This is a genomic window from Paraglaciecola sp. G1-13 (genome assembly GCF_055809255.1).
In genome coordinates this window covers 3,800,705-3,813,811 of record NZ_CM147903.1, presented here as the reverse complement: position 1 = coordinate 3,813,811, position 13,107 = coordinate 3,800,705, and the positions used below count along the sequence as shown (strand labels likewise).

Here is a 13,107-nt window from a genome sequence, read left to right as displayed (position 1 = left end):
GCGATGACTAATGACCAGCGAGTGAGTTGAGTAACTCAGTGCTGGGTAACGTATCTAGTTGATGGCCGGCGGCGCGATAATGCTTATAGCGCTCACGTGCTTGCTGCTTTAGCGCATCTGCGGCGGGTACAAAATCATAAATTCGACTAAATTTGCCATGAAAATCAGGCATGTTGTCAGCCAAATTAATCAGCACTGGCTTATTAAATTGGCTTGGGCGTTGCCAGCAAATTTCAACAGGTGTGCCCGCCTGCGGGCCTTCACCAGTGAGGTTGTGGGGCACAAAACGATCGTTAGGCAGTTGCCATAATAGCTCATCGAATTGCTCTGCTTGTGCCTGACTTTGGCACATCACCACACAGCGCTGTTTATTGCTAAAACACTGGGCCGCCAATTGACAAGCCAGCGCAAGGTGCGCTGGCTGTTGGCTGGTTGCTTCTGCTTCTTGCTCAAGCAGGTAAAACGTGACCTTTGACATCAGGTTATCCGTTTATTATTGGCTGACTAATCTTCTGACTCAATGCCTGCTCGGTTCATTAAGAACTGAGATAGCATAGGTACAGGGCGACCAGTAGAGCCTTTTTCTTTACCGCCAACCCAAGCTGTACCTGCGATGTCCATGTGCGCCCAGTTGTACTTACGCGTGAAGCGCGACAAGAAACAAGCAGCGGTAATTGAGCCCGCTGGGCGACCGCCTAAGTTGGTCATATCAGCGAATGGGCTTTCAAGTTGGTCTTGGTATTCATCCCACAGCGGCATGCGCCATGCTTTGTCGCCACTTTGCTCTGATGCATTTACTAACTCATGAGCAAGAGGGTTGTGATTACTGAATACACCCGTTGCATGATGACCAAGGGCGATAACGCAGGCACCGGTTAAGGTGGCTACATCAATAACCAGTTCTGGGTCGAAGCGTTCAACATAAGTTAAAGCATCGCACAGTACCAAACGGCCTTCGGCATCAGTATTTAGCACTTCAACGGTTTGACCTGACATGGTGGTTAAAATGTCACCAGGACGATACGCGTTGGCATCAGGCATGTTTTCACAGCCAGCTAATATGCCTACGACGTTTATCGGCAAGTTAAGTGCGCTGATGGTATGCATGGCACCTAAAACACCCGCTGCGCCGCCCATGTCGTATTTCATTTCGTCCATGGCTTCGCCTGGCTTGATAGAAATACCACCTGAGTCAAAGGTCAAACCTTTACCGACGAGCACAATAGGGGCTTGATCAGCAGGGCCGCCTTTATGCTCCATGATGGTCATAATGGATTCATTCACTGAGCCACGCCCTACCGCAAGGTAAGAGTGCATGCCTAGGGCATCCATTTGCTTTTCGTTGACAGAATCAACGTGCAAATTTTCATACTCAGCTTCAAGGGCTTTGGCTTGCTCGAAAAGGTACATAGGGTTACAGATGTTGGGTGGCATGTTGGCTACGTCACGGGTGGTCTTGCTACCCAATGATACGGCCAAACCGTGTTCAACTGCGCGCTCGCCAATAGTCAGCTCGCGGCGTGTCGGTACATTAAACACCATTTTACGTAATGGTCTGCGCGGCTCGCCTTTTTTGGTTTTCAACTGCAAGAAGGTGTACAAAGAGTCTTGCGTCGCTTCAACCGCTTGGCGTACACGCCAGTAGGTATCACGGCCTTTAACGTGAAGCTCTGATAAGAAACATACGGCTTCCATTGAACCCGTTTCATTTAAGGTTTTAATGGTTTTAGAGATGATTTGCTTGTATTGGCGTTCGTCTAACTCGCGCTCTTTACCACAACCGACCAACAATACACGCTCGCTCAGTACGTTAGGTACATGGTGTAACAATAACATTTGGCCCGGTTTACCTTCCAGATCTCCACGGCGCAATAGGTTGCTAAGGTAGCCACCACTGATTTCGTCTAGTTGTTCGGCCACTGAGGTTAAGCGGCGTGGTTCAAATACACCGACTACGATACAGGCACTACGTTGTTTTTCTGGGCTTCCACTTTTTACACTAAATTCCACGGGGCATCCTCGTCACGAAACTGTTAATCTGTCATTACATACTGGTTGTAACACTGAGCTTTTTGAATTTGTTATTGTGATGTTGTGCAAAGCGCTACGGCGTTATCTTTATAAACAGCGTTTCATTGCAATTGCAAGAAGAGCTCAAGCCAGACATAATCTGTAGATTACGTGCGGGCAAGCGCTTTAAAATGGCACACATTGCAAATGAAACGTGTGAAAACGTTAAGTTTACTTAAAATTTTGTAGCTTGCCACTAAAATTACCACTTTTGTGTTGGATATTGCGTGCTGATATTTCGTTATTTAGTTAAAGAAACCGTCAAATCCCAAACTGCCGTTTTTCTGGTTTTGATGGCCATTTTTATTACCAATAAATTTGTTAGGGTGCTCTCTGAAGCCTCAAACGGTGACATACCTGCTAGCCTAGTTCTGGGTTTCTTAGCCTTGAGTATGCCAGTATTGGCCTCGCTTATTTTACCTCTGAGCTTATTTTTGGGGATCATGCTTGCTCATGGCCGTTTGTACGTAGACAGCGAAATGACTGTGATGCGGGCGTGCGGTATCAGTGAATGGTACGTGACTCGCGTTATGCTAGTGCTCGCTGTGATCATGGCCTTGATAACAGGAGCCATGACATTATGGTTAGCGCCCCTGTCAGTAGAGCGAGAATATCAACTTGAAGAACAAGCGGGTGCAGATACAGGTTTAACCACATTAATTCCTGGGCGTTTTCAACAAACCGCCAATGAAAAAGCAGTGATTTTTGTACATGAAATCGGTAACGACAGTGAACCGCTCAAACGCGTGTTTATGGCACAACACGATACCACCACCGATAGCCAAAATGTACACTTGGTTTACGCTAAACAAGGCGGCTTGCGTGAACTGCCTGATGGCTCTGAAACGCTAGTGCTTGGCGATGGTATTCAGTACGAAGGTACGCTCGGTGAAAAGGATTACCGCGTAGTCGAATTTGGTGAGTATCAAATTCAAATTGCAGAGCAAGAAGCAGAGCAAAAACGGCGTAAACTATCCGCATACACCACCATGCAATTGTTTGAAGACTCATCCATCGATGCTATAGCCGAATTGCAGTGGCGTTTTGCTATTCCATTATCCTTATTTTTCTTGGTGATTATTGCTGTGCCCTTAAGCGCTGCTGACCCGCGACAAGGGCGCTTTGGTAAAATGTTCCCAGCACTCATGCTGTATCTTGGTTACTTCTTATTGTTGCTTGCCGGGCGTAAAGTGCTCGAAGATGGCAAAATACCGCCGATGCTTGGTTTATGGTGGGTGCACGCTGTCATAGGTATCATTGGTATGACGCTGATCTTTAAAGGGCGGCCAGTGGGCGTGCGAATACGAGCACGATTGCGGGGGAACAAAGCATGATTAAAATCCTCGACTGGTACATCGCTCGTACGCTACTCAGCACCACAGCCATGAGCTTAGGTGTATTGGTTGGCCTAAGCGCATTGATCAAATTCATCGAACAGATGAAAAGTGTTGGCAGAGGCAGTTACGATATGACTGTTGCCGCGGTTTACGTCTTCTTAAGTTTACCCCGTGAGCTTGAGCAGTTTTTCCCTATGGCTACTTTGATTGGTGGCTTAATTGGCATGGGTATTCTAGCCAGCAACAGCGAATTGGTAGTGATGCAATCGGCAGGGCAAAGTCGCTGGAACATTATTATATCCGCCATGAAGTCGGCCATTTTAATGGTGTTATTTGTAATGGTGATTGGCGAGTGGGTTGCCCCGGTCAGTGAGACCAAAGCCAAAGAAATTCGCACCCAAGCAATATCGGGCGGTAGTTTGTTCTCATCTGACAGATTAGTGTGGGCTAAAGATGGTGATAACTTCGTGAGTATCGGCGAAGTGGTTGATAAAGATACTCTGCGGGATGTGAGTATTTACGAGTTCGATAACGAATTGTATTTGCGCCAAATTACCACCGCAGAAAGCGCTACGTATCAAGACAAAACATGGGAGTTGAGCCATGTTCAATCTACTGAGTTTTCGGATAACCGCATTCAAGTACAAGATGCCGCTGACGGGGCGTGGGCTTCGTCATTAACGCCAGATAAATTAGGTGTGGTCACAGTGAAGCCTGAAGCACTGTCCATCCGTGGGTTGATTGATTATGTGAATTACTTAGAGAACAACAGCCAAAACTCTGAGCGATACCGTTTGGCATTATGGCGTAAAGTGCTGCAACCGATTTCGGTTGGGGTCATGTTATTGATGGCCTTGTCGTTTATTTTTGGGCCACTGCGCAGTGTGACCATGGGAGCCAGAGTGATAATGGGGGTGCTGACGGGATTTGGCTTTTTCGTCAGTAATGAAGTGTTCGGTTCATTAAGTACTGTGTACCACATACCACCTTTTATCGGTGCTATTTTGCCAAGTGTGGTATTTACCGGTATATCGATCCATCTTTTGCGCCGCTAGAGGCGCTTTCAGTCAGCATGACTAAATAGCTAATTCAGATGACGCCAACTGCGATGGTGGTTGGCCTCTTTCGTTAAGCAAATCACTTCGGTACCCGCAATGCGATCTTGCAGCGATTGCTTATGTTTATAGTCGAGTAATACCAACAAGGTACCCAAACCTAAGAATGACGTCACCATGCGTAAAAATGCGCGGGGATAAGTTAACGGGTTTTCATTCGTGCTCACAATACGCAGACGCCAAGCGCGCATACCAATCGTTTGGCCGCCGTTGCGCCAAAACCATAAAAAGAACGCGATAACCCAAGCACCAACCCAACCTTGTAATACGTATTGATAAACAGGCGCATGCTGAATCAAATCACTGAAATGCTCGTAGCCGTGGTTGTCCAGCACGTTGTTTTCAACCAATAACAACATAGCCACCAACATCACCATAGCGGCGCACATACCCACAGCAACAGCGACTAAAATATCGTAAATAATCGCGGCTAAGCGACGAAAAAAACCAGCGCGGTAATAATGCTCAGAAGTCAAAAGGGCGTTCTCTCAGGTGAAGCGAAATTCAGCATACAAAAAAGTAAGCGTTTTAAGGCAATAGTTACTTACTTATAGTTTCGCATAGTTAATGAGGGTTAGGGTAGGGACGATAGCAAAAATGGTAAAGTTGATGATAAGTTGAGCAATTAAAACAGTAAGGCAAAAAATCACTTGCGCGCGTCAGGTAAATCGCTATAATGCGGCGCTCTTAAAGGTTGCAGGCAACCTGAAAGCACCTTTGCCAGTGTGATGGAATTGGTAGACATGACGGATTCAAAAGTCAACGTGTCTAGCAGCAACTATCCGGCAAGTCATTGAAAGGTAAGTACCTTTTGACTTTAACAAGCTAAAAATTGCTTGCAAAGATTTGCAAAGTTTTTTGAACTAAGTAAATTCTTTAATCAATGCCAGTGTGATGGAATTGGTAGACATGACGGATTCAAAAGTCAACGTGTCTAGCAGCAACTATCCGGCAAGTCATTGAAAGGTAAGTACCTTTTGACTTTAACAAGCTAAAAATTGCTTGCAAAGATTTGCAAAGTTTTTTGAACTAAGTAAATTCTTTAATCAATGCCAGTGTGATGGAATTGGTAGACATGACGGATTCAAAATCCGTTGCTGAATAAGCGTGGCGGTTCGAGTCCGCCCACTGGTACCATCTCTTTGTTGTCTACGCGAAGAGATACACAAGCCGACCTTGAGTCGGTTTTTTTGTGTCTGAACTCCACGAAGTCGCCGAGCTAAAGTGTTTGCCAAAGTTCGATGTCAGCGATCTCGCACTAATACTACTTATCCACTGTCCAATTACAGAGATACATAAGTCGACTTTAAGTAGCTTTTTTGTTTGCTGAAAGTATTAACTTCGTAGCTTCAATATGCTACACATGGAATAATGTAAAAATTTTCTACATGAATTCGTGTTTTTCTTTATCGACAGTATCTCATCAGGCTCGCCTCAAAATGGATTTAAATCAGTACTACACAAATAAGTATTTGAGTGATTTACTTATAGCCAATTTAAGTATCGAGGCTCCCAATATCGCACTTGATATTGGCTTTGGAAATGGTGATCTGTTGCATGCAGCAAAACGTCGTTGGAACGATATTTCTCTGGTTGGAATTGATCTCGATCAAAGAAACGTTACAACCGCTTTGAGTAAAAACAGAATTGAAGCCCATAATTTTGATGGCTTTAACCCAGATCTCCCTCCTCTTTTAATTGAGAAGTATGGGAAAATCGATCTATTAATAAGTAATCCTCCATATTTCTCCACTGACTTTAACTATAAGGTTAATTCAATACTTAAATGTGCGGGAATCTCAGATGCTATTTCTAAAAAAGTATCTTCCATTCCTACAGAGCTGGTTTTCTTAGCCCAAAACCTGCGTCTAATGAACACTGGTGACGAAATGGGAATAATTCTACCAGCAGGTCTGATAAGTGGAGAAAGATGGAATCATCTTAGAGAGTTACTTGCTGAAAATTATGTAATTAAAAAGGTAATTCAACTTCCTGAAAATAGTTTCAAAAAGACAGACGCACAAACATTCATTTTGATCATTTCCAAAGTAACTTGTATATATGAATCAGCTAATATATCGCTTCTTAGTGCCGAAAAAGAGTGTGATAATGAAATAATAATTAGTAAAGAGGAGTTTGTACGAAGAGCTGACTTTAATTATTATGAAAGTCTTAATAATAACGGACAGGCAATAAATAATAGAAATATAAACGCCACACTTTTTAGAGGTAATATCTCATACAAAGAGCTCTGTTATATAACTCCTCACTTTATTCATACGACCGTGATGCCCAAAAATTCTGAAATTATTAATTGCCTATCGAGGCCAATCGAAGGCCTTAAGCATGCTAAAAAGGGAGATATTATAGTCGCGAGAGTTGGAAGGCGGTGTGTTGGGAGAGTAGCGATGATTAATAATGGTGTTTTACCTGTGAGTGATTGCGTTATTGTGATAAGGCCAAATTCGCTGGAGGATGGTTGTAGTATTTGGAAACGTTTGTCATTGGAGAGCTCAAGATATTTACTTCGTAGCAGAGCCTTAGGAGTAGGTGCTAAATACATTACCCATAACTTATTGAAAGATGTGTTAGCAATGATATAGGAAGATCATGGATAGAATAATTATTCCTTCAAATTTAGATGCGTTTAAAATTTTAGTTCTAGGGAAAGTAAAAACATATTGCAAAGCAGGTATTTGGCCTTGGCGATTTGACGTGTTCGCCGCATGGCTCTCAAACTTCGATGCTGGAGAAGATGAGTACATAGCCTTACAGTTAATTGACTCTCTCATTGTCCGGAGTGAAGGAATGGCAATAGCGGCATTTTCCAAACTACTTACGACTGATTTACTAGAGTATTTGATCGAAAGAAATGTTGTATCACCTAAAATGGACATTAGGGCATGGCGTAAACAGCTTAAGGACGGCAGGTGTACCAACATACAGTTTCTCCCTATTCGATTGGACGGTGACGAAGGTGAATCTGGAGGTGCGATATTTAGGCAACTTTCTACATTGATAAACACTAATAAATTGTCAAGAGACCGAGGAAATATAGAAGCAGTAATCCTCATAGATGACTTCTTAGGAAGTGGTAGCCAGTTGAATGAATTCATCTCATCAGCCAAACCACAAATAATTAATTGTAACAATGTTGTCTATTGTCCGCTAATGGCTACATCATACGGTTTGTCAAATACCTCCAAGGACCAACCCGGTATTAAAGTTATACCCGCAGAAATTATTAGTGAAGATCAGTCATTATTCCCACCTAATTGTGATGATGATTATTTTAAGAATGATCGAGAAAATAAGGTAATTACGGTAAGAAAGCACTACGACAACATGAAAGAGAAATATGCTAGTAGAGGTATGATGTACTGGGACGGGCGAGATGAAAAGTATCTGCCTATTGCCTTTGAATGGGGGTGCCCAAACCAAACACCTGCTATTTTTTGGATGGAGCACACACCCAAGAGCTCATCTTGGCAGCAACTTTTTTGCAGGAGAGCCTAATGAAACTTGTAGATATCTTAAATAAGCTCTCCGTAGCGAGAACAGAGTACCAGTCGGTTGACAATAGTGTTTATAATAAATTCGTCGTTCCATTTTTTATTGATAATTTAGACCTTAGAAAAATCTCTCACTCACTTGAGCTTGTCGGTAGTAGAGGTTCTGGGAAAAGCACTTATATCCAATATTTTTCACATTCAACTAGGTTTGATAGCAAAAAAAAATATGTGAGTGATGATGAATTCGAGTGTATTGTTTTATATTGGAAACCTGATACTGCATTTTGTCAAGGTTTGAAAGAAACCTGGTTGGGAGAAAATGCTAGCATATTCTTTCAAGCGCACGCGGCCTATTCTCTTCTTCAAGAGCTTGTCTTAATGGTTACTAATGTTAGCCATCACTTTCCTAGCGCTTTAGAATCATTGGGTAAAGAAAGTAACTTTATTAAGCGAGTAGGAAATGTTCTTAAAAGAGATTTAACTTCACTTGAAGATATTTCAACTTCACTTTCTGATCTCAAATATGAGCTTGCCACCCGTATCAACCCTATCAATATAGAAGGGCTCGTGTCTTTTGACGTGCAAAAAATGATGGAGTACTTAGTTGAAGCGCTTATCTCAGATGTTGATAATTTCAAAGATACAACGTTTAAAATATTTGTTGATGAATTCGAATTACTGTCTAAATCACAGCAAAAATTTATAAATACGTGTAGGAAAGAATCTTCAAAAAAATTGAATTGGAATGTTGCTTTTAAAGCAAACGCTAGGCCTACAAAAGAGACTTTGAGTGATCAATGGTTACAGACTCCCGATGACTTTAGAGCTGAGGATTTAGATCAACGTATTTCCACAGATTATAAAATTTTTGCGGCTGAAGTGTTCTTACTTACTTTGCAAAATGCTGGCTTAGAAACATCAGCGATGATTAGTCCCGAGTTCTTGGGTGATCGTAATAATATTGACCAGCGAAGAACCTCTAGTTATCAGGAAAAAACGCTCAACTTAGTAAAGAAAATTCTACCATCACCTACGATAGGTGAGCTATCTGAACTTGCAATGATGTCAAAAGCTGTCAAAAACAAGGTCAGTGACGCTATAAAATCGATTGGATTCGAGAAAAGTCAGAGCGAAAGGATCATGAATGACCCCAGCATTGCTATAACATTACTTGGAACATATAAACAAAGAAGCTTTAACAAAGAAATTTATGCTAAGGCGTTAATTGATCAAAAACGCAGTCCCAAATTGGTCGATAAAATTCATACGTATGAATTTAATACGCTATTGAGTTTAAATCTTCAAATCAGTTCTGTACAAATTCCTGTATATGCTGGATTTGAGCGATTTATAACTATGACAACCCCAAATGTTAGACACTTCAAAGAACTATGCTTCAATTCATTGAAACAGCATAACGAAAGCCGTAACTCTGAAGATTTTAATTATATTGAAGAAATGTCAGTGGTTTCAGAGAAAGACTCTCATGCGGCTGCGATTTTAACAAGTACCTTTTTAGTTAAAGAAGTAATCAGTCTCCCACCGCACGGAAATAAACTATCTCAATTAGTCAATCGTATTGGAGAGCTATTCAAAATATCTCAGAAGAGCTCATATCAGACCGAGCCCGAGAGGGATATATTTACAATAGAATATGATTTTGCAGGTCATGATGAAGAGCTTGAAAATATAATAGACTCTGCTAAATCTTGGAGAATTTTGATTGTTGACGATTCAAAGAGAATTAAAGATGATACTCAAATAACTTCACAAGAGTTTCAATTAAATCCTATTTTTTCTCCTCGGTTCGGTATTTCTTATAGAAAAAAGAGAGGAATTAAATTAACAGTCGATCAGTTCAAAACTTTATTAGCTGGCCAATACTCTGATTATGAAATAATCAAGAAAAAATATCAGCAGCAATGGAGAGCAGAAGAGTATGACGATAATCAAGGTTCACTGTTGTGATTGAAGTGAAACGATGGCGAACCACTTCTGCCGACGAAATCAATATTAAAAATTCAAAACAAATCTACTCAGTGGGTTTTTTTTCGTCCTCTACAACAGTGGATGCTCGGACGAGCTGGTCAGAAGACTATATTCGAACGATTAGCTCTTCTGTAATAGACGTCGAATACTTTAGAGAAAACGCAACTCTTTGCTTTGATGATATTCAATACGCATTTACTGAGCTAGCAAGTATTGAGCTACCAGATGGAAAAATTCTTATAGATGCTACATCTTTGCAAGTTCCTGAATTACTTCATCTCTTGCGCATGTTATCTGAAATTAAGAGACCTTTTGATATTTTATATGCACAGCCGACGGAATATACCAAGGAAGAGAGAAAGCCTCAGATAGACGAGGTTTCACAGTTTGACCTTTCAGATGATGGCACAGGGGCTGAGTTTCTCCCACCACATATTGCTTATGGGTTGAACTCTACATTGTTTGTTTGCCTCGGTTTCGAGGGACATCGGTTTGGGGCGCTAATGAACTCAGAGTCCTTTAGTAGAAACAATGTGATTGGCCTGCTTGGTGTACCACCATTTTCTGTTGGTATGGAAAATAAAGCTCTCTCTTCTAATTACACTTATATGGCTGATTCTATGATGGGTAACGAGTCCTCTTTTATAGTCGCCGCAGCTAATGATCCGCTTTATACTTACAATCTTATTGAAAAATCTTTCAAATCCTGCGAGTACACTCAAAGGTCATTTTGTATTGCTCCAATAGGAACAAAACCAGCTGCCTTAGGAGCGATCCTTTTTGCTGTCAACAACCCAAGAGCAGGTTTAGTTTACGATTACGTTAAGAAAAAAAAGGGGAGGACATCAGGCACTGAAATAATCCATTTATGGTGTTGTATCATTGCTGACGATATCTAGTCTTTGTTACTAATGACAAAAAATCTAACCTTATTAATGACTACAAAATTATTAGTAGTTAATACATCGATATTGAATATGATAATTATAATACGAACCAGGTTGGGCTAAATTGAAAAAAATTGAACGCATAAATGAACAAATGACATTGGCGGATGCAGCAGCGTATATCGATAATATTGCTGATGTTTTAGATAAAATTTATCAGGCAAAAAAAGCTCCTAGTGGTAAAGCTGGAGTAATTTGGCGAACAATCTGGGGCTCGCCTAGAAAAATTAGCCCATTGGTTTATTTTTTGGCTGAAAAGCATGTAGAGCAAATTCTCAATGGTGAAGTCGATAGAAAACAAAGTGTTAAGCGAGCCAGTGAAAAAGCAAAAAAAAATCTACTTATAGTAAAGTCCGCTGCGGATAAAGAGCATAATGAGTTATTGGCAATGCGCTCTAGTTACAAATTATTAGATACAGAATTGAAAAAGTCAGATGTTTTTAAAGAAGCCTATTTGAGTGGCCATCCTAGTGATATGAAAAAAGATATAGCGTTTTTATTGGAAATTTGCAAAAAGGCAGGCTCACCTGTTAATTATGACAGATTAAAGTCCTACCGCGCAGGCAATAAGAATAAATGAGACTTGAATTAGTCCATTGAAAGTAAAATGTTAAATACGTCTATATCGTTACAACTGTGCAAAAAGTTGCCTTCCCATATTTGATACATTTCGAATGCCTGCTCTATAGGGTAAATACCTAAAAAGTTTTGAAAAACGCCTGCTTGAAAATCAAAGTCTAATTCTTTAGCCAGTTCAGCCATACCACCCATGCCCACATACGCGAAGTCCGTGATGTAGCAGAAATGCCATATTGTATCTCTTTTTTCTAATCTTATTTCTACTGGGTGAAAACCTCCGCCTTCGGGTGAGTAGGTAGGGTCGCGAAAGTTGATGGTTATCACATCGTTGTCGACGTTTTTAGGGATGATGCTAACTAACGCATCTGCGAGTGCCTTAGAGACAGGCAGAGCCATTCCCTCATATTGAATGTGCATAGTGATTTCTCTTTTGAGGTTTGGGGAAATGAGTCAACGCATGCTCAAGTGTGTATTGCTTAATTTAGGAATGGCGCGCTGAATACTAATTTAACGGTACACAACTAAGCGGAGTATGCCGTGTCCTTTCAATTCGATTTTTCTAACTTATCTTGTGAGCTATTACCGGAATGTACTCACATCCTGAGTTCACTTTTTGACCGTCATAATCATGGTGCTGGTGAGACGGAAATACAGTTGTTCCCTCCTGGTTTTGCGGGAGTGAATGATGAGAGCATTACTATTTGTTTCAGTGAGCCAGATGGAATGTGGGTACACATTACAGGTATCGTTATCTTGACTTACACCCATCATGTTCCTTCTATATGCGCTCTGGCGAGTACGGCCTTTAATGAACAAGCGGTGCTAGAGATTCACGTGAATGAGCGAAACCAATCATTAGCTGAGCTCATTCAATATGTTCAGCAATTCATTATTTTTCATAGCGACAAAGACGAGGCCAACGACACTCTAGACCAACCTAATAACGCTATCGATTTACCGATATTCTTTATTGAGGATGCACTGGATGAATTACTGTTAAAGCGCAACGGGAAACCCAAAAAGGCTCTGTTTTTTTTAGAGCCTAATAATGAGGTTTAGCGCCACTTAGCTTTTACCGGATGTTTTATTAGCAATGGACTTCGCCTGCGGCGCTTTCTTCGCAGGAGTGATTTTGGCTAAGATGAAGGTATCTAGCTCGCCTTTTTCAACAGCCTGAATAACGGTTTCGATAGTTTTTGGCAGGTCGGCTTTGTCACCCACATCGATGGCCGGCTTGCCTGCTTGGATATCAATCGGCTTGTTATTCACTTTCACTTCTAAGAAGTAATGCCCGTCGCTGTCGTAATACCACGGTTTAACTGAAACAGCGCGGCGCTGCTTGTTGCGCTCTCCTGTGACGGGGTCTTTCACCGTTTTCTCTCGATAGGCTTCAAAGGGTTTGCTTTCAAGCATGCAGGTTGCCATCTCTTGCTGTTGTTCTAACTTCTCGATGAGTTTCATGCGTTTGCCAATAATAGGAAGCTTTGGCTCAATTGTCGGGCGAGCAGTTACCTTGAGCGAGCTCAATACTGATGTAGTCATGTTGTTTACCTTTTAG

13 protein-coding genes and 1 tRNA gene are annotated in these 13,107 nt (G+C 41.5%); 9 read left to right on the top strand and 5 right to left on the bottom strand.

Going from position 1 to position 13,107, the window contains the following annotated elements:
* Positions 1–7 precede the first annotated feature (7 nt).
* Entirely contained in the window at positions 8–478 is a 471-nt protein-coding gene (locus AC0L6N_RS16175; RefSeq protein ID WP_011576291.1) for a DNA polymerase III subunit chi, read from the bottom strand.
* A gap of 26 nt (positions 479–504) precedes the next feature.
* On the bottom strand, positions 505–2,010 hold the full coding sequence (pepA, locus tag AC0L6N_RS16170; RefSeq protein ID WP_006994216.1) for a leucyl aminopeptidase: 1,506 nt from the start codon (positions 2,008–2,010) through the stop codon (positions 505–507).
* A gap of 287 nt (positions 2,011–2,297) precedes the next feature.
* Here pepA and lptF point away from each other — a divergent pair, with 287 nt between their 5' ends.
* Complete coding sequence (gene lptF, locus AC0L6N_RS16165) at positions 2,298–3,404, top strand: LPS export ABC transporter permease LptF (protein WP_473475973.1); 1,107 nt, start codon at positions 2,298–2,300, stop codon at positions 3,402–3,404.
* Positions 3,401–4,462: an LPS export ABC transporter permease LptG gene (gene lptG, locus AC0L6N_RS16160; RefSeq protein WP_011576289.1), complete on the top strand. Its 1,062-nt coding sequence runs from the start codon at positions 3,401–3,403 to the stop codon at positions 4,460–4,462. The genes lptF and lptG overlap by 4 nt, the downstream gene beginning before the upstream one ends.
* 29 nt (positions 4,463–4,491) lie before the next feature.
* On the opposite strand, the gene AC0L6N_RS16155 is transcribed toward lptG, so the two are convergent.
* Positions 4,492–4,998 carry an RDD family protein gene (locus AC0L6N_RS16155; RefSeq protein ID WP_011576288.1) on the bottom strand — a complete coding sequence of 169 codons (507 nt, stop codon included), beginning with the start codon at positions 4,996–4,998 and terminating at the stop codon, positions 4,492–4,494.
* Between the two features lie 575 nt (positions 4,999–5,573).
* On the opposite strand from AC0L6N_RS16155, the gene AC0L6N_RS16150 reads away from it, so the two are divergent.
* The 6 genes from AC0L6N_RS16150 (at position 5,574) to AC0L6N_RS16125 (ending at position 11,550) form a co-directional block, all read left to right on the top strand.
* Positions 5,574–5,659: transfer RNA gene (locus AC0L6N_RS16150), tRNA-Leu, on the top strand.
* Between the two features lie 302 nt (positions 5,660–5,961).
* The gene (locus AC0L6N_RS16145; RefSeq protein ID WP_473475970.1) at positions 5,962–7,125 is read left to right on the top strand and encodes an N-6 DNA methylase; all 1,164 of its coding nucleotides are present in this window, start codon (positions 5,962–5,964) and stop codon (positions 7,123–7,125) included.
* 7 nt (positions 7,126–7,132) lie between these two features.
* Positions 7,133–8,038: a phosphoribosyltransferase-like protein gene (locus tag AC0L6N_RS16140; RefSeq protein ID WP_473475968.1), complete on the top strand. Its 906-nt coding sequence runs from the start codon at positions 7,133–7,135 to the stop codon at positions 8,036–8,038.
* The gene (locus tag AC0L6N_RS16135) at positions 8,038–10,002 is read left to right on the top strand and encodes an ORC-CDC6 family AAA ATPase (protein ID WP_473475967.1); all 1,965 of its coding nucleotides are present in this window, start codon (positions 8,038–8,040) and stop codon (positions 10,000–10,002) included. Before AC0L6N_RS16140 ends, AC0L6N_RS16135 begins: the two co-directional genes overlap by 1 nt.
* The gene (locus tag AC0L6N_RS16130) at positions 9,999–10,922 is read left to right on the top strand and encodes a hypothetical protein (protein ID WP_473475965.1); all 924 of its coding nucleotides are present in this window, start codon (positions 9,999–10,001) and stop codon (positions 10,920–10,922) included. Before AC0L6N_RS16135 ends, AC0L6N_RS16130 begins: the two co-directional genes overlap by 4 nt.
* Before the next feature lie 112 nt (positions 10,923–11,034).
* Entirely contained in the window at positions 11,035–11,550 is a 516-nt protein-coding gene (locus AC0L6N_RS16125; protein WP_473475963.1) for a hypothetical protein, read from the top strand.
* 8 nt (positions 11,551–11,558) lie between these two features.
* On the opposite strand, the gene AC0L6N_RS16120 is transcribed toward AC0L6N_RS16125, so the two are convergent.
* Positions 11,559–11,966 (bottom strand): DUF2787 family protein, encoded by a 408-nt coding sequence (locus AC0L6N_RS16120; RefSeq protein WP_473475961.1) that lies wholly within the window; start codon positions 11,964–11,966, stop codon positions 11,559–11,561.
* A 120-nt stretch (positions 11,967–12,086) separates the two neighbouring features.
* On the opposite strand from AC0L6N_RS16120, the gene AC0L6N_RS16115 reads away from it, so the two are divergent.
* Positions 12,087–12,608, top strand: coding sequence for a hypothetical protein (locus tag AC0L6N_RS16115; protein WP_473475958.1), 522 nt, complete (start codon positions 12,087–12,089; stop codon positions 12,606–12,608).
* A 6-nt stretch (positions 12,609–12,614) separates the two neighbouring features.
* Here the strand turns inward: AC0L6N_RS16115 and AC0L6N_RS16110 are convergent, their stop codons facing one another.
* Positions 12,615–13,091 carry a DUF6641 family protein gene (locus AC0L6N_RS16110; protein WP_473475955.1) on the bottom strand — a complete coding sequence of 159 codons (477 nt, stop codon included), beginning with the start codon at positions 13,089–13,091 and terminating at the stop codon, positions 12,615–12,617.
* Positions 13,092–13,107: the final 16 nt, after the last annotated feature.

Coding starts and splice junctions, on each gene's coding strand:
- AC0L6N_RS16175 (WP_011576291.1), bottom strand. CDS start 478: ATGTCAAAGGTCACGTTTTACCTGCTTGAGCAAGAAGCAGAAGCAACC.
- lptG (WP_011576289.1), top strand. CDS start 3,401: ATGATTAAAATCCTCGACTGGTACATCGCTCGTACGCTACTCAGCACC.
- AC0L6N_RS16145 (WP_473475970.1), top strand. CDS start 5,962: ATGGATTTAAATCAGTACTACACAAATAAGTATTTGAGTGATTTACTT.
- AC0L6N_RS16140 (WP_473475968.1), top strand. CDS start 7,133: ATGGATAGAATAATTATTCCTTCAAATTTAGATGCGTTTAAAATTTTA.
- AC0L6N_RS16135 (WP_473475967.1), top strand. CDS start 8,038: ATGAAACTTGTAGATATCTTAAATAAGCTCTCCGTAGCGAGAACAGAG.
- AC0L6N_RS16120 (WP_473475961.1), bottom strand. CDS start 11,966: ATGCACATTCAATATGAGGGAATGGCTCTGCCTGTCTCTAAGGCACTC.
- AC0L6N_RS16110 (WP_473475955.1), bottom strand. CDS start 13,091: ATGACTACATCAGTATTGAGCTCGCTCAAGGTAACTGCTCGCCCGACA.